The following is a 20770-nucleotide window of genomic DNA, read 5'->3' as shown; positions in this document are numbered from 1 at the left end:
GACGGTCGGAGCCATCCTCGAGGGGTGAGCACCACGGCCTCGTTCGTCCCCGTGCCGTTCCTGCCGCGCGCGCGCCCGCCCCGGCCGGCACCCGGACCGCTGCTCGCCGACCCGGCGACGCTGCCACCCCGCGACCCGCACCGGGGCCCGTGGCCGGGCGCCGAGGTGGTCTCCGGCGGCGTCACCCTGCACGTGCGGGAGACGCCGGGGCCGCAGGACACCCCGGCCGTCTACGTCCACGGGCTGTCCGGCTCGGCCACGAACTGGACCGACCTCGCCGCGCTGCTCGCCACCCGCGCCGCCGGCACCGCGGTGGACCTGCCCGGTTTCGGGCTCTCGCGCCCGCTCGCGTCCCGCGACTACTCGCCCGCCGGGCACGCCGACGCGTTGCTGTGCTTCCTCGCCGGCCGCGGGCGGCCGGTTCACCTGCTGGGCAACTCCTTCGGGGGAGCGGTCGCGCTCAGCGTGGCCGCGCGGCGTCCGGAGCTCGTGCGCACGCTCACCCTCGTCTCCCCGGCGATGCCCGACCTGCGACCCGACCCGCGCCGCGTCTCCGACCCGAGGTTGCTGCTCTCCCTGCTGCCCGTGATCGGGCGCCGCGCCCGTGCCGCGCTGGCCGCGGCCGACCCGCGTGCCCGTGCCGAGCAGGTGGTGCGGCTGTGCTTCGGCGACCCGGGCATCGCCTCGGAGCACCGGCTGGCCGAGGCGGCCGCGGAGTTCGCCGCCCGCGAGCGGCTGGCCTGGGCCCGCGAGGCGGCCGAGCGGACCGGCAAGGCGATGGTCGCGGGCTGGCTGCGCGGGGAGTCGCTGTGGTCGGTGGCGTCGCGCGTGCAGGCCCCCACGCTGGTCGTGTGGGGCGAGCGCGACCGGCTCGTGGCGCCGCGGCTCGCGCACCGCACTGCCGCGGCGGTCCCGCGATCGCGGCTGCTGGTGCTGCCCGGTGTGGGGCACGTCGCGCAGATCGAGGCGCCCGACCCGGTGGCGCGCGCCGTCGCCGGCATGTGGGATGCGGTGGATGCGGGGACCTGGGAAGAACCCGGATGACGGCGACGTTGCCGCGAGGGAGACCGTACGTCGATGCGAGGAGCTTGATCATGGCGCTACCGCCGCTCGTGGAGCCGGCCGCCGAGCTGTCGAAGGAGGAGGTCGAGCGCTACAGCCGCCACCTCATCATCCCGGACGTCGGCATGGCGGGGCAGAAGCGGCTGAAGAACGCGAAGGTCCTCGTGGTGGGCGCGGGCGGGCTCGGCAGCCCCGCGCTGCTCTACCTGGCCGCCGCGGGCGTCGGCACGCTCGGCATCGTCGAGTTCGACACCGTCGACGAGTCCAACCTGCAACGACAGGTCATCCACGGGCAGTCCGACGTGGGCCGCCCCAAGGGCGAGTCGGCGCGCGACTCCATCAAGGAGATCAACCCGTTCGTCGAGGTGCGGCTGCACGAGACGCGGCTGGACTCGTCGAACGTGCTCGACGTCTTCCGCGACTACGACCTCATCCTCGACGGCACCGACAACTTCGCCACCCGCTACCTGGTGAACGACGCGGCCGTCCTCCTGGGCAAGCCCTACGTGTGGGGCTCGATCTTCCGCTTCGAGGGCCAGGCGTCGGTGTTCTGGGAGGACGCCCCGAACGGGCTGGGCCTGAACTACCGCGACCTCTACCCGGAGCCGCCGCCGCCCGGGATGGTGCCCTCGTGCGCCGAGGGCGGGGTGCTCGGCGTGCTCTGCGCGTCGATCGGCTCGATCATGGTGAACGAGGCCATCAAGCTGATCACCGGCATCGGGGAGCCGCTCCTGGGCCGGCTGATGGTCTACGACGCCCTGGAGACGAGCTACCGCACCATCAAGATCCGCAAGGACCCGAACACGCCGAAGGTCACCGAGCTCATCGACTACGACGCGTTCTGCGGCGTGGTGTCCGAGGACGCGCAGAGCGCCGCCGCGGGCAGCACGATCACGGCGCTCGAGCTCAAGGAGATGATCGACGCGGGCAAGGACTTCGCGCTGATCGACGTCCGTGAGCAGAACGAGTACGAGATCGTCAGCATCCCGGGTGCGACGCTGATCCCGAAGGACCGGATCCTCTCCGGCGAGGCGCTCTCGGAGATCCCGCAGGACAAGCCCGTCGTGCTGCACTGCAAGTCCGGCGCGCGCTCGGCCGAGGCGCTCGCGGCGCTGCACAAGGCGGGCCTCAAGGACGCCGTGCACGTCGGTGGCGGCGTCCTGGCGTGGGTCAAGCAGGTCGACCCGTCCCAGCCGGTGTACTGACACCCACCTCCCCGACACGGCGCCCCTTCCGGCTCACCACCGGAAGGGGCGCCGTCGTTCGTTCCGGGCGTCTGCTCGTACATCTGCAAGAACGGATCGGGCGGGCGTGGGAGCGCTCTCACGGATGGCCCAATCGGAGGTTGCGCCGATGACACAGCGTCACTTTTCACGCTCCGTGATGATGATCGAACGGAGCAGTGACACCCGGTCGAGTGGCCGGTAGCGTTCCGATCCCGGAAAGATCAAGACGGACTGGCACCCGCGGTGTCGGGGTGCGCGCGAGCGCACACCACGGTGGCCGGACGGAGCGTCGCCGGGACCCGGCATGCCTTCCGTCACCCGGCGATGGGGGTCGCTTTGGTGGACGACGACGCGAGACGCTGCGCCTTGCCCGGGTGCGGGGAAGTGATCCGCGACGTGCCGGGCAGGCCGCCGCGCCGGTACTGCACAGCGGCGCACCGCTCCGCCGCCCGCCAGGCCCGCCGGGCGGCGGCACAGGCCGACCAGGACGCCCGGCTCGCCGCCACCCTCCCGTGGCTCCTGGAGCCCACCGACGAGCCGTGGGAGCCGTCCGTGCCCCACGGCGCCCGGCTCCAGCGGGCCCGCCTGCAGGCGCTCCGGGCGGACGCGCAGTCGCAGGCGCGGCTCGGGCAGCGGCGCACCGCGGGCGATGCGCGCCGTCGCAGGCGCACGATCGCGGTGCTGAGCGCGGCCGGCATCTTCGCCGGTGGGTACGCCGTCACCGCGTCCGCACCGGTGCCCCCGACCGTGCCCGCCCAGGCCGCCCCGGGGGTGGACGCCGAGCAGGAGTGGGTCGCCCACGCCCAGGTGACGCTGACCTCGCTCAACCGGCAGCTCGACACGATCGCCCAGACCGAGCAGGCCTGGTCCAGCCTGCCCGAGGAACGCCGGGCCGAGGTGCCGCCCGCGGTCGAGGACCTGCACGCCCGCAAGGCGCTGCTCGAACGGCGCAAGGCCACGCTGCAGTCCCAGCTCGACACCTACCGCTCCCTCGATCGCGTCCGGGCCGACCTGCAGGTCACCGAACGGCACCTGCGCGCCGTCGAGGAGGCGCTCGACGCCGTCCCCGTCGAGCCGCCCAGCTCCCCCCAGCAGGCTGCCGAGATCGCCGCGCTCGACGAGCAGCGCGACCTGCGACTGCGCCAGCGCGAGGCGCGGCGCACCGAGCTGGAGAACCTGGAGCGCGGCGTCGAGAACGCGGTGCGGACGCCGCTGCCCGACGACGGTGAGGAGACCGCCGAGGTCCGCGAGCGCGTCCTCGAGGTCGTCGAGCGCGGGGGTTCGGACGGCGACGGTTCCGACGGCGACGGTTCGGACGGCGACGGTTCCGAGGGCGACGGTTCCGAGGGCGACGAGGACTCGGGCGGGGAGGAGTCCCGCCCCGAGGGCGGCGAGTCGGACCGGGACGAGTCGGACCGGGACGAGTCGGACCGGGACGAGTCGGATCGTGACGGTTCCGACGACGAGGAGCACGGCGGCCCGCCCGACCTGCCTGACGTCCTCGCGCGCGACGAGCAGGCGGAGGACCAGGAGCGGCAGGACACGTCGAACGGCGCGCCGCCGGACCCCCGTGGCCCCGGCGAGGAGGCCGCGGAGCACCGCGACGAGCCCGACCCGCGCGCCGACGGCGACGAGCCGGACGGTCCGTCGGTGCTCGCCGACGGCGGCGATCCCGAGCCGCAACGCGGCGACGGCCCGCTCGGCGACGTCCTCGGCCCGATCGACGAGGCCCTGCGGGGCGGGGGCGCGGGGCCCGCGGACGGCGATGCGGACGGCGACACGGATGGCGAAGCGGACGGCGATGCGGATGGCGACGCGCGCGGCGCGCCGGGCTCCGAGCCCGGTGAGGACGCAGGCGAGGCCGCCGGACCGTCCGGGGACGACCAGCAGGGCGGGGCGCCGGACCGGGGACCCGGGGCTGATCGACCCGACGCCGGTGGCGCCGACGCCGGGCGCGACGGGCCGGGCGGGCCGATCGGCGACGTCGTCGACGGGCTCGGTGACGGGCTGGGCGCTGCGCTCGGCGGCGGCCGGGACAGTGACGAGGGCGGTGCCGGCCCCGGCCGGAACGAGGGCGAGGAGGACCGGGAGGCCGCAGGGCGCGGGCAGGAGGAGCGAGACGGCGGCGGTCCTGCGGACGCCGGTGGCCGTGCCGACTCCGACGGCCGTGGCGGCGCCGAGGGCGGCCCCGGCTCCGAGGCTGGTGGCGGAGCCGACGGGCCCGTCGGTGGCGTGATCGACGCGGTCGGCGGCCTGCTCGGCGGCGGTCGGGAGGACGCCGGGGCCCGCGACGGCGACGACGACGGCGACGACCGGGACGGACGCGGTGGCCGTGACGACAGGGGCGGCGACGACGGGGGCGGCGACGACAGGGCCGGCGACGAGAGGGGCGGCGACGACAGGGGCGGCGACGACCGCAGTTCCGATGACGACTCGGGCCGTGACTCCGACGACGACTCCGGCCCCGGGGACGACCGGGACGACCGCGGTGGGGCCTCCTCGTCGGGATCGGGCGGGGTGCTCACCGGGGTGACCGAGGTCGTCGACGGCGTGCTGTCCGGCGACCGCGACTCCGATCGTGACCCCACCGGTGGTGACGCCGACCGCGACTCCGACGACGGCGGCGGCACGGACGACCGCAAGGACGAGAGCGCGTCCGGGGACGGGAGCGACAGCGCGACGGAGCGGGAGGACGCGCGGAGCGCCGACCGTGACGACGATGCCCGCAGCCGTGATCGTGACGACGCGGGTGAGCGCGGCCCCGGTCGCGACGACGCGTCCGACGGCGATCGCTCGGACTCGCGCGACTCCGACGAGGACGCGGCACGGTCGGTCCTCGACGCGCTCGACGGCGACGACGGGTGGGGCATCGGTTCCCTGCTGCGGGCCGCCGCGGAAGAGGGCGGGGACTCCGGCGACGGGAAGGAATCCTCCGACGGGGACCGGGACTCCGACGACCGTTCCGAGGACGCCGAGTCGACCGATGACGAGTCGGCCGACGACGGTGGTGACTGGTCGTGGGACGACGACGCGGTGGAGGCGGCCGTCTGGGAGGCGCTCGACCGCTCCGATGACGGCTCCTCGGACTCCGGCCGGGACTCCGACGCCGAGCGCGACTCCGACGGCGACCGGGAAGCGGACGACGACGCGAAGTCGGACGGCAGCCGCGACTCCAAGGAGGAGCGGGATTCTGCGGAGGAGCGGGATTCTGCGGAGGAGCGGGATTCTGCGGAGGAGCGGGATTCTGCGGAGGAGCGGGATTCTGCGGAGGAGCGGGATTCTGCGGAGGAGCGGGATTCTGCGGAGGAGCGGGATTCTGCGGAGGAGCGGGATTCTGCGGAGGAGCGGGACTCTGCCGAGGAGCGGGACTCTGCCGACGACGGCGACGACACCGGGAGGAGCGACTCCGACAGCGGGGAGGCCGACAGCAGGGACACCGAGGACGACGAGGGCTCGGATGGTGAGCGGGGCTCCGACAGCGAGCGGGGCTCCGATGGCGACGACTCCGGGGACAGCTCCGACGAAGACTCCGACGAGGCGTCCTCCGACCGCTCCTCGGACGACCGCGCGAAGGGCGACTCCGACGGCGATGCCGATGACGGTGACTCCGACGATGGCGGGGATTCCGACGATGGCGGGGACTCGGACGATGGCGGGGATTCCGACGATGGCGGGGATTCCGACGACGGTGGGGACTCCGACGACGGTGGGGACTCCGACGACGGTGGGGACTCCGACGACGGTGGGGACTCCGACGATGGCGGGGACTCCGACGATGGCGGGGATTCGGACGACGGCGGGGACTCGGACGACGGCGGGGACTCGGACGACGGCGGGGACTCCGACTCGGACGACGACTAGCACGCCAGCGGTCGCCGTGTGACCGGTGCGAGCGGCATCCCACGGCCTCCGCAGCCCACGCCGAGGTGCGACCCCCACACCCGAAGGGACGGAGCAATCGTCAGCGCGTGATCAGCGCACTGCGGGCCCGCTCCCGGCACATGGTGTCGATATGATCATGCAAACCTCCTGTGGGCGCGCCGTTCCCGGCTCGAGGCCACTGCCCCCCGGCCCTGGCCCGGGTCTTCAACGCAGTCCCTCGGATTCGTCCGGCCCCGACGGTCGCCGAGGTGGCCGGGTTGGTGCAACTGCCGAATGTCGTGGCTGGGTGGCGGCCGTTCCCGACGTGGCCCAGGCCTGTTCTGGACGAGATCGTTGCTGCTGGGTGGGTGCGCACCTGGCGGTGGTCCCGTTCCACCTCGTGCTGGTGATCATCGGACCTATCCGCGGTCGTCCAGGCGCTCTTGATCGGCGGAAACGGGACATGCGCCGCGTGGGTGCGGCTGAGGTCCCTGGTTCCCTGATCAAGGGCGCTTCGGAGGGGTTGGGGAACGGCACCCAGCCGGATGAGTGGCACGCGGCTGGGACGGTCTCGTCGTGGACCGGCCGGGGCCCGGTCGGGGACGGCCGCCGGAGTGACCACGTCACTCGGTAGTTCTGCCAACCGGGCCACCCTCGACACCGGGGACGGATGCGGCGCCGGGCGGACTGCGAGTGACGGCTGGACGTGGGGTGGGGCAACTGGTCCCGAGCCGGGAACGGCGCGCCCACGCAACGCCCTACCGGTCGGGGACCCCCGGGGAGGAGCGGGCCGCGTGCCGACGCACCCTCGACGCACCCGGATTCGGCGCAGGCACCCCGTCGACGGGGTGTGTGGGCCGGCGAACCGGTTCGCGGAGCGGCCGCGGCACGACCCGGTGGACCTTCGTGGCCACCGCATCAGCGAGCGGGCTGCCAGCCGCCCTGTGATCGGTCCGACACGTACACGACTGTCCCGGCCGTCGCGCCGGCGTACCTCTCGGATCGATCAACCCGCCTTGATCGCCGTGAGCAGTACAGGATGGTGGCGGATACCGCTCTCACGTGCGGCCGGGATCGATCACCGGCCCGGCGTCCGGCGGGGGAACACGGCTCCGCCTCGCCCTACGTCGAGCGCGGTGTGGCGCAGCCGCACCTCCCGGCCGCCCGGCTCGCCGGTCGCGGTGCCGACGTTCCCGCCGCCCTCGCCCGCTCGTTCTGGCTGCACGGCTCCGCATGGCACCTCCCGGACCACGACAACGGCGAGGCGTTCGTGCGTCGGCGGGTCGACGAGAGGCGCGGCCGGCGGGATCGGGGCGACCCGGACGCAGGCGTCGGCCGCCGCTCGTGGTTCGCGGAGCCGGTGGCGACTGCGAACGGTGGCCGTTCCCGGCACGATCCGGCGCGACGGTGTCCGGTCGGGCGCCGCGAGGGCGGCCTGCAGGCCGCGGAGCAGCCGGAATCGCGACTGCGCGTGATCATGTGGTGGTGCACCGCACGATCGCGCGGTGCCGCGACGCGCCCCGCGTCGCTGCCCGGAAGACCGCCCGCGCGCAGGTAGCGTGCGGTTCCGTGACCGCTGCGCCCGTTCTGCCGTCCGCCGGGGCCACCTTGCCCGCGCACGTCCGCACCGCGTTCGGGGTGAACGACGCCGAACCCCGCCCGGTCGTGTGGGCCGGGCGGCGCGCCTGGCACTGCGGCGACGTCCTCGTCCGCCCGGTGCCGGACAACGTCGTCGCCGCGTGGTCCGCCGCCGTGCTCGACGGCCTCGAGGTCGACGGGGTGCACATCGCGCGCCCGTTGCGTTCCTCGGACGGGCGCTGGGTCGTCGGCGGGTGGGCGGCCTGCCGGTTCATCCCCGGCTACGTGGAGCCCCGCTACGACGAGGTGGTCGAGGCGTCCGTGCGGCTGCACGCGGCCACCGCGTCGGTCTCGCGACCGCGGCTCCTCGACGACCGCGACGACCTGATCACCCGCTCCGCTGCCGGGGCCTTCGGCGAGCGGCGCCTCGCTCTCGACCCGGCCACCGGCGGGGAGCTCTACGCGCAGCTCGCCGAGTTCCGCAAGCCGATCCAGCTCGTCCCGCAGCTGGTGCACCCGGAGCTGTTCGGGGCGGTCCTGTTCGACGAGCACGGCGTCCCGGCCCTGATCGACCTCGTGCCGTGCTGGCGGCCTGCGCAGTGGGCCGCGGCCGTGGTCGTCGTCGACGCCGTGGCGTGGGGTGGGGCCGACGAGGCGCTGCCGCACCGGTGGACGCACCTCGAGGAGTGGCCGCAGGTGCTCCTTCGCGCGCTGCTGCACCGCGTCGCCCTGCACGCCCAGCACCCGCAGGCCTCGCCGCAGACCCTGGCCGGGCTGCAGCGGGCGGCGGGCGCGATCGGCCCGCTCCTGTAAGCGGAATTCGCATGACGAACGGCACTCTCGTCGGTACCTAGCCGACGAGAGTGCCGTTCGTCGGCTGGTGCGCATCGAACCGCTGATCACGCCGCGGGCTCACCCCTCGGGGGCCGCGGCGGTGAGGCCCACTTTTCGTCCCCGTCACATCGAACCGACAGCCCGGTAACGGGCCCCTCCTAGCGTCGCCCCGGACCGACGAACCAGGAGGACCGGCGTGACGACGACGGCACCAGACGCACCCCCCGCGCGCTCCCTGCTCCGCGGGCGCTGGATCGACCACTGGGACCCCGAGGACGAGGGCTTCTGGGAGCGCACCGGCCGACGCGTCGCGAACCGCAACCTGTGGTTCTCCATCGTCTGCGAGCACATCGGGTTCTCGATCTGGACGATGTGGTCGGTGCTCGTGCTGTTCATGGGGCCCGAGTACGGCATCGACGCGGCCGGGAAGTTCGTCCTCGTCTCGGTCCCGACGCTGGTCGGGGCGGTACTGCGGCTGCCGTACACGTTCGCCGTGGCGCGCTTCGGCGGCCGGAACTGGACGATCATCAGCGCGCTGATGCTGCTGGTGCCGACGATCCTCGCGGCGTTCGTGATGCAGCCGGGCACGTCGTTCGCGACGTTCGTGCTCGTCGCGGCCGTCGGCGGCGTCGGCGGCGGCAACTTCGCCTCGTCGATGGCGAACATCAACGCGTTCTTCCCGGAGGCCCGCAAGGGCTGGGCGCTCGGGCTGAACGCGGGCGGGGGCAACATCGGCGTCCCGGTGGTCCAGCTGGTCGGCCTGCTGATCATCGCGACGGCCGGGACGGGCGCTCCGCGGATCCTGCTCGGCGTCTACATCCCGCTGATCGTGGTGGCCGCCGTGCTGGCCGCGATCACGATGGACAACCTGTCGTCGGTCCGCAACGACACGGGCGCATTCCGCGAGTCGGTCCGCGAGCCCCAGACCTGGGTGATGTCCTTCCTCTACATCGGCACCTTCGGCTCGTTCATCGGCTACAGCTTCGCGTTCGGGCTGGTGCTGCAGAACCAGTTCGGGCGCACGCCGCTGGAGGCCGCGGCCGTCACGTTCATCGGCCCGCTGCTCGGCTCGCTGATCCGGCCCTACGGAGGGAAGCTCGCGGACAGCTTCGGCGGGGCGCGGGTGACGTTCTGGAACTTCCTCGCGATGGGCGTGGCCACCCTCGTGGTGATCGCGGCGTCGGCCGTCGACTCGCTCGCCCTGTTCACCACCGGGTTCGTGGTGCTGTTCGCGCTCACCGGGCTCGGCAACGGCTCGACCTACAAGATGATCCCGGCGATCTTCCGCGGCCAGGCCAGGGTCGCGATCGCCGGCGGCGCCGACGAGCAGGAGCAGCTGCTGCGCGCCCGCCGCATCTCCGGCGCGGTGATCGGCATCGCCGGGGCCGTCGGCGCGCTGGGCGGGCTGTTCATCAACCTCGCGTTCCGCCAGGCGTTCCTCACCGCCGGCTCCGGCGACCCGGCGTTCTGGTCGTTCCTCGCGTTCTACGCGGTGTGCGTCGTGGTCACCTACGTCGTGTACCTGCGGCCCGCGCCGGCCGCGCACCCGCGCGCCGCGTTCGCCGGCGTATGACCCGGACCGCGACCCACTGCCCCTACTGCGCGCTGCAGTGCGGGCAGTGGGTCGACGGGTCCGGCGCGGTGGACGGCCGCGAGTTCCCGACCAACCGCGGCGGGCTCTGCCAGAAGGGCTGGACGTCCGGGGCGCTGCTCGGGCACCCCGAGCGCCTGACGACGCCGCTGCTGCGCCCGTCCCGGTCCGATCCGCTGGCGCCGGTCGGGTGGGACGTGGCGCTCGGGCACGTCGCCGACCGGATCCGCGCGCTGCAGGCCGAGCACGGGCCGGACGCGGTGGCCGTGTTCGGCGCGGGCGGGCTGACCAACGAGAAGGCCTACCTGCTCGGCAAGTTCGCGCGGGTGGGCCTGCGGACCTCGCAGATCGACTACAACGGCCGCTTCTGCATGTCGTCGGCCGCCGCGGCGGGCAACCGGGCGTTCGGCGTCGACCGCGGGATGCCGTTCCCGGTCACCGACCTCGACGACGCCGAGGTCGTGCTGCTGGCAGGCGCGAACGTCGCCGAGACGATGCCGCCGCTGATGGGGCACCTGACCGGCGCGCGGCTGGTCGTCGTCGACCCGCGGCGGACGCCGACGGCCGAGCGCGCGGTCGCGGCCGGCGGGCTGCACCTGCAGCCGGTGCCCGGCACGGACCTGGTGCTCGCGCTGGGGTTGCTGCACGCGGCCGTCGTCGACGGGCTGCTCGACGCCGACTACCTCGACGAGCGCACCACCGGTTTCGACGAGGCGTGGCGGCTCGCCGCGCAGTGGTGGCCGGAGCGCGCGGAGCGGGTGTGCGGGGTGCCCGCGGCCGACATGCGCACGGTCGTCGCGTGGCTCGCCGGGGCGCGGCGGCGCTACGTGCTCACCGCGCGCGGCGCCGAGCAGCACGCCCACGGCGTCGACACCGTCTCGGCGTGGATCAACCTCGCGCTCGCGCTGGGGCTGCCGGGGCGGCCCGGGTCGGGCTTCGGCACCGTGACCGGGCAGGGCAACGGGCAGGGTGGGCGCGAGCACGGGCAGAAGTCCGACCAGCTGCCCGGCTACCGCTCGATCACCGACCCGGCCGCCCGGGCGCACGTCGCCGGCGTCTGGGGGGTGGACCCGGACGACCTGCCGGGACCCGGGCGCAGCGCCACCGAGCTGCTCGCCGCGCTCGGCCGCCCCGACGGCCCGAAGGCGCTGCTGGTGTTCGGATCGAACGTGCTGGTGTCCGCGCCGCACGCCGGCGCGGTCGCGGAGCGGCTGGCGGCGCTGGACCTGCTCGTCGTGGCCGACGTCCTGCCCGGCGAGACGGCGATGGCCGCCGACGTCGTCCTCCCGGTGGCCCAGTGGGCCGAGGAGGAGGGCACGATGACCAACCTCGAGGGCCGGGTGCTGCGCAGGCGCCGGGCGCTGCGCCCGCCGCCGGGGGTGCGCACCGACCTGGAGGTCGTCTCCGGCCTGGCGGAGCGGCTCGGGGTCGGCGGCTTCCCCGCGGAGCCCGAAGCGGTGTTCGACGAGCTGCGGGCGGCGTCCGCGGGTGGGACCGCCGACTACGCCGGCATCTCCTACGCCCGCCTCGACGCGGGCGAGGCGCTGCACTGGCCCTGCCCGGACGAGGCGCACCCGGGCACGCCGCGGCTGTTCACCGAGCGGTTCGGCCACGCCGACGGGCGCGCGCGGCTGGTCCCGGTCGACCACACGCCCTCGGCGGAGCTGCCCGACGCCGCCCACCCGCTGCGGGCGACCACCGGGCGGGTGCTGGTGCACTACCAGTCGGGCGCGCAGACCAGGCGGGTGGCGGAGCTGTCCGCGGTGGTGCCCGAGTCGTTCGTCGAGGTGCACCCGGACACCGCGGCGCGCGCCGGTCTGGTCGACGGCGAGTGGGCGCGGGTGGTGTCGCGCCGCGGCGCCGCGCAGGCGCGGGTGCGGTGCGTGCCGAGCCTGCGCCCGGACACGGTCTTCCTGCCGTTCCACTTCGGTGCCGGGCAGGCCGCGAACCTCGTGACGAACCCCGTGCTGGACCCGATCAGCCGGATGCCGGAGTTCAAGGTGTGCGCGGTGCGGCTGGAGCCGCTTGCGGGATCGGCGTGACCCACGACACGATCGGTCGGCGAACTCGAGGAGGAGCCGCCGATGGCTGTGGTCGAGACGGTGCGCGGGCCGGTGGACGTCGCCGAGCTGGGCGTGACGCTGATGCACGAGCACGTCTTCGTGCTCACCCCGGACGTCATGCAGAACTACGGCGACGAGTGGTGGGACGAGGAGGAGCGGGTCGCCGACGCGATCGGGAAGCTGCGGTCGCTCCGCGCGCTCGGCGTCGACACGATCGTCGACCCCACCGTCGTCGGGCTGGGCCGCTACCTCCCGCGCGTGCAGCGGATCAACGCCGAGGTGGACCTCAACATCGTCGTGGCCACCGGCCTGTACACGTTCGACGAGATCCCGCACTTCTTTCACTACCGGGGGCCGGGCACGCTGCTCGGCGGCCCGGAGCTGCTCACGGAGTTCTTCGTGCGCGACATCCGCGAGGGGATCGGTGACACCGGGGTGAAGGCCGCGTTCCTCAAGTGCGTGGTGGAGGAACGCGGGCTCACCCCCGACCAGCTGCGCGTGCAGCAGGCCGTCTGCGCGGCGCACCGGGAGACCGGCGTGCCCATCACCGTGCACACCAACGCCGCGCACCAGACCGGCCGGCTCGCCATGGAGCTCTACGCGAAGGAAGGCGTCGACCTCACCGCGGTGGTGATCGGGCACGCCGGGGACACCAACGACCTCGACCACCTCAAGTGGATCATGGACCAGGGCGCGACCATCGGTTGCGACCGGTTCGGCCTGGACATGTTCAACCCGACGCACGCCCGCGTCGCCACGATCGCCGCGCTCTGCGCGCAGGGCTACGCGGACCGGATCGTGCTCTCCCAGGACGCCTCCTGCTACATCGACTTCTTCTCCGGGGAGGCCGGGCAGGCGGCGAAGGAGCAGGCGGCGCCGAACTGGCACTACGAGCACATCCACCGCGACGTGCTGCCCGCGCTGCGCGAGCAGGGCGTCACCGACGAGCAGATCACCACGATGCTCGTGGACAACCCGCGCCGGTACTTCACGCCGCGGAAGGGGTGAGCGGCATGGCCGTCGAGCCCCGTCCGCGCGGCGACGCGCCCTTCGACACCTCGGGGATCGAGCGGGACGTCTCCGGGGTGGCGCACTACGCGGCCCTGCCGGACTCGCTGGTGGCGATGGTGCGCGGCAGCGTGGAGCGGTACCCGGACGTCGAGGCGCTCGTGGAGGTCGGCGGGGAGCGGCTGACCTACCGGCAGCTGTGGGACCGGGCGGCCCGCGTCGCGGGTGGGCTCGTCGCGTCGGGGGTGGGGCGCGGGGACCGCGTGGCCATCCTGCTCCCGGCCGGGGTGGACTGGGTGCTCGGCTTCCTCGGCACGCAGCTGGCCGGCGCCGTCGCGGTGCCGGTGAACACCCGCTTCGCGCCGCCGGAGGTCGAGTACGTGCTCTCCGACTCCGGCGCGGCCGTCGTGCTGCGCCCCGGCGAGCCGCTGCCGGACGGGCCGCCGCACGCCGACGACGCGCTCACCCCCGTGGACCTCGCCGCGATCTTCTACACCAGTGGGACCACGGGGTTCCCCAAGGGTGCGATGACCTCGCACGAGAACTTCCTGTCCAACGTGGAGACGGCGTTGCGGGTCACCGAGACCGACCGCGCCGAGGGGCCGACCCTGCGCAACCTCGTCTCGGTGCCGCTGTTCCACGTCACCGGCTGCAACAGCCAGCTGCTCGTGCAGCTCGCGATCGGCGGCACCACGGTCGTGCTGCCCGCCTTCGACGTGCGGGCGTTCCTGCGCGCCGTCGTCGACGAGCGGATCAACGTGCTCACCAGCGTCCCCGCGGTCTACGCCCTCGCGATGGCCCAACCGGACTTCGGCGAGTTCGACGTCGGCGCGGTCACCCGGATCTCCTACGGGGGTGCACCCATCGCGCCGTCGCTGGTGCACCGGATCACCGACCGGTTCCCGAACGCCCGCGTGGGCAACGGGTTCGGCCTCACCGAGACCTCCTCGATCGCCACCTACCTGCCCCACGAGTGGGCGGCCGAGCACGCCGACTCCGTCGGCTTCGCGGCACCCGTCGTGGACCTGTCGCTGGACGTGCTCGACCCGGCGAGCGGGGTCGGTGAGCTGCTGATCCGGGGGCCCAACGTGGTGGCCGGCTACTGGAACAAGCCCGACGCCACCCGCGCCACCTTCGTCGACGGCTGGCTGCACAGCGGCGACCTGGCCCGCATCGACGCCCACGGCCTCGTGCGCATCGTCGACCGGGTCAAGGACATGATCAACCGGGGTGGCGAGAACGTGTACTGCGTGGAGGTGGAGAACGCCCTCGCCGCCGTTCCGGGGGTCGTCGAGGCCGCGGTCGTCGGGGTGCCCGACGAGGTGATGGGGGAGAAGGTGGGAGCGGTCGTCGTCCCGGCGCCGGGTGCCGACCTCGACGCGGAGCGCGTGCTGGGCCACCTGCAGGGGCGGCTGGCCGACTTCAAGCTCCCGCAGTTCGTCGTCGTGCGCGGCGAACCACTGCCGCGCAACCCGGGCGGCAAGATCCTCAAGCGGCCGCTGCGGGAGGGCACGGACTGGGGCCGCCCGGTGCGCGGCCGCTGAGCCCGGCTGCCGCCGGCGCGTGATTTGACCGTTTCCGCACCTGCGGCTGCCTACCGTCGGCCTCGTCACCCGGCGCCGGTGCCGGGCCGTCCGGGAGGCCGCCGTGGAGCTGCGGGACATCGAGGTGTTCCTCGCCCTCGCTGAGGAGCTGCACTTCGGGCGCACGGCCGAGCGGCTGCACGTGTCGCAGGCACGGGTGAGCCAGACGATCCGCGCCCTCGAGCGGCGCGTGGGCGGCCTGCTGTTCGAACGGACCAGCAGGCGGGTCGCCCTCACGCGGCTCGGTGAGCAGCTGCGCGACGAGCTGCGCGCGGCGTACGACCAGATCGACGGCGCCTTCGAGCACGCCCGCGGCGCCACGGCGGGGATCGACGGCGAGCTCCGCGTGTGCGTGCAGAGCCTCGCCGCGGCCGGTCGCTCCTTCGCCCGGATCTGCACGGTGTTCTCCGAGCGGCACCCGGCCTGCCGCCTGCTCGTCAGCGAGGGGGGCATGGCCGACGGGTCCGACGGGCTGCGCACCGGGGAGGTGGACGTGCTGGCGACCTGGCTCCCGCACCGCCTTCCGGGCGTCACCGTCGGCCCGGTCCTCGCACGCGAGGAACGGGTGCTCGCCGTGCAGGCGGGGCACCCGCTGGCCCGCCGCGGGTGGGCAGGCGTCGAGGACCTCGGGGATCACGCCGTGGCGCGGGGTGGCGCGGTGCACGAGCCGATCGTCCCGCGGAACACCCCCAGCGGGCGCCCGGTGCCGTGGAGGTACCCGGTGAGCTCGATGCCCGAGGCGATCCTCCTCATCGCCCGCGGGGTGATCGTGCACCCCACCGTGGCGTCGGTCGAGCTCTTCTACCGGCATCCGGACGTCGTCCTGGTCCCGCTGCGCGGTCTGCCTCCGCTGGACAGCGCGCTGATCTGGGCGACGGGCCGCGAGACGCCCGCGGTCGAGGAGCTCGCCCGGGCCGCGCGCGACGTCCTCGGCGAGGCGTTCGAGCCGGCGCCGTAGCGATCCATCACCCAGCCTGATCGCTGCGTGGTCGAGGCCGTCGTTGTTCCGCCCCCGTCGTCGCGCAACGGTGTAATCGCCGGTCACGACGGCGGAGGGAGCACGGCGATGCGGTACAAGCTGCTGGGGCGGACCGGACTGCGGGTCTCGGAGGTGTGCCTCGGGACCATGACGTTCGGCGAGGCGTGGGGGTGGGGGGCCGGGAAGCAGGAGTGCGCCCGGATCGTCGGCGCCTACGCCGAGGCGGGTGGCAACTTCGTGGACACGGCCAACATCTACACGGAGGGGGAGAGCGAGCGGATCCTCGGCGAGCTCATCCGCGCCGAGCGGGACCGGTGGGTGCTGGCCACCAAGTACGTGATCAGCACCGACCCGTCCGACCCGAACGCGGGCGGTATGCACCGCAAGAGCATGACGCGGGCGCTGGAGGCGAGCCTGCGCCGGCTCGGCACCGACCACGTCGACCTCTACTGGCTGCACGAGTGGGACGAGTTCACCCCCGTCGAGGAGGTGATGCGCGCCCTCGACGACGTCGTGCGGGCCGGGAAGGTGCGCTACGTCGGGGTCTCGGACACCCCGGCCTGGCGGGTCGCGCAGGCCACCGTCCTGGCCGACCTGCGGGGCTGGACCCGGTTCGCCGGGCTGCAGGTGCCCTACAGCCTCGTGGAGCGCGACTGCGAGCGGGACCTGCTGCCGATGGCGCGGGAGCTGGGCCTGACGGTCACGACCTGGGGGCCGCTCGGCGGCGGGCTGCTGACCGGCCGCTACGGCACCGACCGCCCGCGGCCCGAGGGCACCCGCATCCACACCGACGCGGGCTACGGGGCCCAGGTGCTGACCGAGCGGAACCTCGCCATCGCCGACGTGGTCACCGAGATCGCCGCCCAGCGGGAGGTGAGCGCGGTGCAGGTCGCGATCGGCTGGGTGCGCGCCCAGCAGCGCCGGGCCTCGATCGTGCCGATCATCGGTGCGCGCACCGCGGCCCAGCTCTCCGGTGGTCTCGCCGCCCTCGACCTCGAGCTCACCGGCGACGAGCTGGAACGGCTCGACAAGGTGAGCGCCACCCCGCCGGGCTTCCCGCACGACTTCGTCGGCCGCCACCTCGCCTACGGCGACACGCTCGACCTCATCGACGACGACCGGCGGTCCGCGATGCACTGAGCCACCTGCCCGATCGGGCGACGGCCGGTCAGCGGGTGTAGCGGTACCGGCAGGCGGCGATGCGGATCTCGTCCTCGATGATCTTGTAGACGATCCGGTGCTCGTCGGTGACGCGGCGCGACCAGTAACCCTGGAAGCCGTGCTTCAAGGGTTCGGGCTTCCCGATCCCCGCGTTGCCGTTGCGGGTGATGTCGTCGAGCAGCGTGTTGATGCGGCGCAGGACGCGGCGATCCTGTGCCTGCCACCACAGGTAGTCCGCCCAGGCTGCTTCCGACCAGACGAGCGTCACTCGACCTTGTCCCGGGCGATGCCCTCGCCCGACTCGAGGCTCTCGATCGAGGCCAGCAGCCGGCGTGCGTTCTCCGGGCTGCGCAGCAGGTAGGCCGTCTCCTTCAGCGACTCGTAGTCCTCGAGCGACACGATGACGACGGGTTCGTGGCCGGCGCGCGTGATCACGACCTCCTCGCGGTCGTCGACCACCGAGTCGAGCACTTCGGCGTAACGCGCACGGGACTCGCTGTAGCTCATGGTCTTCATCGGCGCCTCCTCGACGTACAGAAAACTGTACGTCACGCGTCGAGCTGCGTCACCAGGCGTCCAGCCGGTCGAAGACCGCGAGCGCGAGCCCGACGGCCTCGTCGGCGCGGCGGAGGGCGGCCTCGAGCGCGGCGCCGTCCCGGGTGGTGAGGGCCGCCAGGCAGTCCGCGCTCGCGGTCCCCGCGAGCGACTGTGCCCGCTCCCACCGGAGCTGCTGGCCGGGATCGGGAACGGTGAAGTACGCCTTCGCGTCGTCGGCCCACCGGGCGAGGCGCACGCACCCGGCGCGGACGGCGCCGGTGTCGGCGGCGAGCTCGCGTTGCACGGTGACCAGGGTCGTGCGCAGATCCTGCCCGCCGTACTGCAGCCACGCGACGACCTGGGCTTCCCGGACCCGCGGCGACTCCGGGACCGGGACCGGGGCCGTCACCGGCTGGGTCGGGTCCACCGCGACCTGGCCGGCCGTCGAGAAGATCGGCGCCGTACTCGTCAACGTGCTCAGGCCGATGGCCGGGACCGCGACCGCGACGACGGCGAGCCGTCGGACCCGCGGCGTGGTCGGCCGGGCGGACATCGGGGCCTGCGCGGTGCCGCCCCTGGCCCCGGGCGTGCCGCGGCGGAGCAGCCCGGCGGCGCTCGAGGCCACGAGCGCCAGCGCCGCCGCCACGACGATCCCGGGGGTGAGGAACGGGAGGACGACCCAGCCGACGAAGAGCCACGTCTGCGCCGCGAACGTGCTGCACGTGGTGGGCCCGACGAGCGACGCCACGCAGCCGAGGCCCGTGAGTGCGAGCGCGATCGCCACGCTGCCGACGAGCACACCCACGCCCGCCACGACGGCGCCGACGAGCATGCCGGCCCGGGCACCGGCCAGCGCCGCGGACAGCGTCGCGACCGCCAGCGGCCCCGCGAGGAGCGCGATCAGGAGCGCTCCGCCGAACCGGACGCCCGAGGCCGAGAGGTCGATCGGGGCGAGGACGACGGCGCCGGCGAGGACGCTGGACACGAGCGCTGCCAGCCCGCCGGCGCCGAGCACGCGGCGCAGTGGCGGCAGCCCGCTGTGGGCGGCGAGCCAGACCTCCGGAGCGGGGCTGAGCCAGGCGGCGAGCGGCACGAGCCAGAGCGCCGCGGTGGACCACACCAGCAAGGGGCCGAGCGTTCCCACGGCGGTCACCGCCATGATCACGATCGGGGTCAACGACCCGAAGTCGGGGATGCCGAGCTGGACCAGGTAGGAGGCCACCTCCGGCCGGAACAGGTCCGGCCCCGCCCGCCACCAGTTCAGCCAGAACGCGAGGACGGCCGCGGTGGTGAGCAGGCCGGCGGCGGCGGGGACCCGTACCCACCTCGGGGGTACCGCCGCGAGCAGCAGGCGGGCGCATTGGGCGGTCCAGCAGGTCACGACGAACGCCAGCAGCCCCAGCAGGAGCGTCAGCCACGGCGCCGTGGCGAGCCACATGTCGCGCTGCGGCGCGATGCCGACGAAGACGCTCCCCGTCATCAGCCCGGCGCCGAGCCAGAATCCGGTGCCCGCCCCCGAGGGCGTCTCCCGCCCGACGGTCATCGCGAGTGCGGTCCGCCGCCACAGGGTGAGGCACGTGGTGCCGGCGATCAGTGCCCCGGCGAGAGCCGCGCCGACCCATCCGAGCGACGGGCCCGTCCAGCCCGGGACCAGCTCCAGGTGGTTGTCGATCAGCGCGGCGGCGGCGCCGGTGAGGAAGGTCGGCAGCGCCGGGACCCGGAGGAGGACGAGGGGGTCCCCGAGCGCGCGCGCCCGCTGCGCCCAGCTCGGGTGCGTGGCGAGGAGGGCGGATGCCGCCGAGGCGATCGGGTGCAGCGCGCGCCGTGATCGGGCCGACCTGGGCGCCTCCACGTCCCACACTGCGCGCGCGGCACCCCAGTCGACCGCGCGCCGGTCCGCGTAGAGCTCGCGGGTCCGGAGGATGTCCGACCGGGACAGGTAGACGAGCAGCGCCGTGAACAGGCCCATCGCCAGCGACCGTGCGTAGGCCGGACCGGACGTCGCGAGGAAGACCTGATGGGGGTCGTCGGTCAGGAAGAACTGGCCCGTCACGATCAGGTCGGCGTAGAAGGCCAGGTACGGGACGAGCATCGTCAGCGCGAACACCCGCCAGAGCGCGATCGTCGCGTAGGTGATCCCCGCGTCGCGGTAGCGCACGTGCGCGAGTTCGTGCAGGACGATCGCGACGAAGCGGTCGGGATGGGTGGCCCTGGTGACGAGGAGACCGCCCGGGAGCGAGACCCACGTACGACCCGGACGGCCGAACGCGACCGCGTTGATCGACGAGGACGCCCAGTCGGCGACGACGTGGACCGACGGGACGCCGACCCGCGCGGCGAGGTCGTGAACGGCGGCACCCGTCTCGGAGGACGGGGCGAGCGGGCGCAGGCGGCGGCGTCGGACCCGCCAGAGCGGCATGATCCAGCAGAGCGCGGCCGCGAGTGCGAAGACCGCTGCGATCACGACGAACGGCGCCCACCACGGCGTCCGGAACGGTTGGACGCACGACTCCAGCGCATCCGCATTCCTGCCGGCCAGGGCGGCGACGTTTCCCCAGTAGTCCCCGGCGGGGTCGTATCCGGCGGCGAGGTTGCATCCCGCGGAGTCGTTGTTCGGATCGCCGAGCAAGCGCCGCAGCACGATGTGCTCGGACATCATCGCGACGGTGCTCGCGACGACCAGCACCATCAGCAGGACGAAACGCAGCCCGGTTCCCGAGCCGAGTGCGTGAACGGGCGAGGGCGGCGACGGGGGAAGGCGTGGCGGCATCAGCCGGTCGGTGGCGGCCCGGCCGAACCCTCCCCGTCGCGACCGGAGAGAACCTCGACGACGGCCTCGCGGACCCGCTCGACCTTGTCGCCCGGCACCCCCCGTTCCACGGCGAGGACCGTCACCTGGTCGCGGATCTCCGCGATCTGGGCGTCGGACAGCTGCGGGAGGCCCGGTCCGTCGGTCCGGCGCTGCACCGTCGACCGGAGCCGACGGAGCACGCCGCGGCGCGCACCGTCGATCGAGTCGTCCACCAGCTTCCGAACGGCCTGGTCGAGCGCGATGTACAGCACGGGGGTGACGAGGACCGCGACGTCCGTCCAGCCGAACCCGAGCCGCTCGTCCCGCGGGCCCGCTTTCGACAACAGCTCGACGGCGGCCCTGTCGCCCATCTCGCTCAGCCCGTCCACCATCGGGATCTCCTCGGGCGCGGCCCGTTCGACCACGGCACGGACCAGCACACCGATCTGCCGGTCGGGAACGGAACCCCGCTCATTTCCCCGACGTGCCGCTGATT

General features: G+C 74.0%; 15 protein-coding genes. 11 read left to right on the top strand and 4 right to left on the bottom strand.

Annotated features, from left to right (window positions below; genetic code table 11):
* Positions 1-24 precede the first annotated feature (24 nt).
* The 11 genes from FB558_RS40185 (at position 25) to FB558_RS40140 (ending at position 16925) form a co-directional block, all read left to right on the top strand.
* Positions 25-1044 (top strand): alpha/beta fold hydrolase, encoded by a 1020-nt coding sequence (locus FB558_RS40185; RefSeq protein ID WP_246107112.1) that lies wholly within the window; start codon positions 25-27, stop codon positions 1042-1044.
* Positions 1045-1094: 50 nt separating this feature from the next.
* Positions 1095-2267, top strand: coding sequence for an adenylyltransferase/sulfurtransferase MoeZ (gene moeZ / locus FB558_RS40180; protein WP_170231787.1), 1173 nt, complete (start codon positions 1095-1097; stop codon positions 2265-2267).
* A gap of 405 nt (positions 2268-2672) precedes the next feature.
* Positions 2673-6149, top strand: coding sequence for a hypothetical protein (locus FB558_RS43665; protein ID WP_170231786.1), 3477 nt, complete (start codon positions 2673-2675; stop codon positions 6147-6149).
* A gap of 1138 nt (positions 6150-7287) precedes the next feature.
* The gene (locus tag FB558_RS45030; RefSeq protein WP_246107111.1) at positions 7288-7707 is read left to right on the top strand and encodes a hypothetical protein; all 420 of its coding nucleotides are present in this window, start codon (positions 7288-7290) and stop codon (positions 7705-7707) included.
* An 11-nt stretch (positions 7708-7718) separates the two neighbouring features.
* Positions 7719-8540, top strand: coding sequence for a TIGR02569 family protein (locus FB558_RS40170; RefSeq protein WP_246107110.1), 822 nt, complete (start codon positions 7719-7721; stop codon positions 8538-8540).
* A 217-nt stretch (positions 8541-8757) separates the two neighbouring features.
* A complete protein-coding gene (locus tag FB558_RS40165; RefSeq protein ID WP_142064059.1) occupies positions 8758-10134 on the top strand; it encodes a nitrate/nitrite transporter in 1377 nt (458 codons plus the stop codon).
* The gene (locus tag FB558_RS40160; RefSeq protein WP_142064056.1) at positions 10131-12194 is read left to right on the top strand and encodes a molybdopterin oxidoreductase family protein; all 2064 of its coding nucleotides are present in this window, start codon (positions 10131-10133) and stop codon (positions 12192-12194) included. The genes FB558_RS40165 and FB558_RS40160 overlap by 4 nt, the downstream gene beginning before the upstream one ends.
* Before the next feature lie 42 nt (positions 12195-12236).
* A complete protein-coding gene (locus FB558_RS40155; protein WP_142064053.1) occupies positions 12237-13223 on the top strand; it encodes a phosphotriesterase family protein in 987 nt (328 codons plus the stop codon).
* A gap of 5 nt (positions 13224-13228) precedes the next feature.
* Entirely contained in the window at positions 13229-14767 is a 1539-nt protein-coding gene (locus tag FB558_RS40150; protein WP_142064050.1) for a class I adenylate-forming enzyme family protein, read from the top strand.
* A gap of 103 nt (positions 14768-14870) precedes the next feature.
* Positions 14871-15764: a LysR family transcriptional regulator gene (locus FB558_RS40145; protein ID WP_142064047.1), complete on the top strand. Its 894-nt coding sequence runs from the start codon at positions 14871-14873 to the stop codon at positions 15762-15764.
* A gap of 108 nt (positions 15765-15872) precedes the next feature.
* Entirely contained in the window at positions 15873-16925 is a 1053-nt protein-coding gene (locus FB558_RS40140; RefSeq protein ID WP_142064044.1) for an aldo/keto reductase, read from the top strand.
* A gap of 28 nt (positions 16926-16953) precedes the next feature.
* On the opposite strand, the gene FB558_RS40135 is transcribed toward FB558_RS40140, so the two are convergent.
* From FB558_RS40135 to FB558_RS40120, 4 genes are all read right to left on the bottom strand, one after another.
* Positions 16954-17214 carry a Txe/YoeB family addiction module toxin gene (locus FB558_RS40135; RefSeq protein ID WP_142064042.1) on the bottom strand — a complete coding sequence of 87 codons (261 nt, stop codon included), beginning with the start codon at positions 17212-17214 and terminating at the stop codon, positions 16954-16956.
* Positions 17211-17462 (bottom strand): type II toxin-antitoxin system Phd/YefM family antitoxin, encoded by a 252-nt coding sequence (locus tag FB558_RS40130; RefSeq protein WP_142064039.1) that lies wholly within the window; start codon positions 17460-17462, stop codon positions 17211-17213. Before FB558_RS40130 ends, FB558_RS40135 begins: the two co-directional genes overlap by 4 nt.
* A gap of 49 nt (positions 17463-17511) precedes the next feature.
* The gene (locus FB558_RS40125) at positions 17512-20172 is read right to left on the bottom strand and encodes a M48 family metalloprotease (RefSeq protein WP_170231784.1); all 2661 of its coding nucleotides are present in this window, start codon (positions 20170-20172) and stop codon (positions 17512-17514) included.
* A gap of 80 nt (positions 20173-20252) precedes the next feature.
* Positions 20253-20714: a hypothetical protein gene (locus tag FB558_RS40120; RefSeq protein WP_142064033.1), complete on the bottom strand. Its 462-nt coding sequence runs from the start codon at positions 20712-20714 to the stop codon at positions 20253-20255.
* Positions 20715-20770: the final 56 nt, after the last annotated feature.

Origin of the sequence: Pseudonocardia kunmingensis (assembly GCF_006716445.1) — a bacterium.
Taxonomy (GTDB): Bacteria; Actinomycetota; Actinomycetes; order Mycobacteriales; family Pseudonocardiaceae; genus Pseudonocardia; species Pseudonocardia kunmingensis.
The sequence above is the reverse complement of the archived record's forward strand: the minus strand, read 5'-3'. Positions and strand labels throughout refer to the sequence as shown.

Coding starts and splice junctions, on each gene's coding strand:
- moeZ (WP_170231787.1), top strand. CDS start 1,095: ATGGCGCTACCGCCGCTCGTGGAGCCGGCCGCCGAGCTGTCGAAGGAG.
- FB558_RS40160 (WP_142064056.1), top strand. CDS start 10,131: ATGACCCGGACCGCGACCCACTGCCCCTACTGCGCGCTGCAGTGCGGG.
- FB558_RS40155 (WP_142064053.1), top strand. CDS start 12,237: ATGGCTGTGGTCGAGACGGTGCGCGGGCCGGTGGACGTCGCCGAGCTG.
- FB558_RS40150 (WP_142064050.1), top strand. CDS start 13,229: ATGGCCGTCGAGCCCCGTCCGCGCGGCGACGCGCCCTTCGACACCTCG.
- FB558_RS40140 (WP_142064044.1), top strand. CDS start 15,873: ATGCGGTACAAGCTGCTGGGGCGGACCGGACTGCGGGTCTCGGAGGTG.
- FB558_RS40130 (WP_142064039.1), bottom strand. CDS start 17,462: ATGAAGACCATGAGCTACAGCGAGTCCCGTGCGCGTTACGCCGAAGTG.
- FB558_RS40125 (WP_170231784.1), bottom strand. CDS start 20,172: ATGGTGCTGGTCGTCGCGAGCACCGTCGCGATGATGTCCGAGCACATC.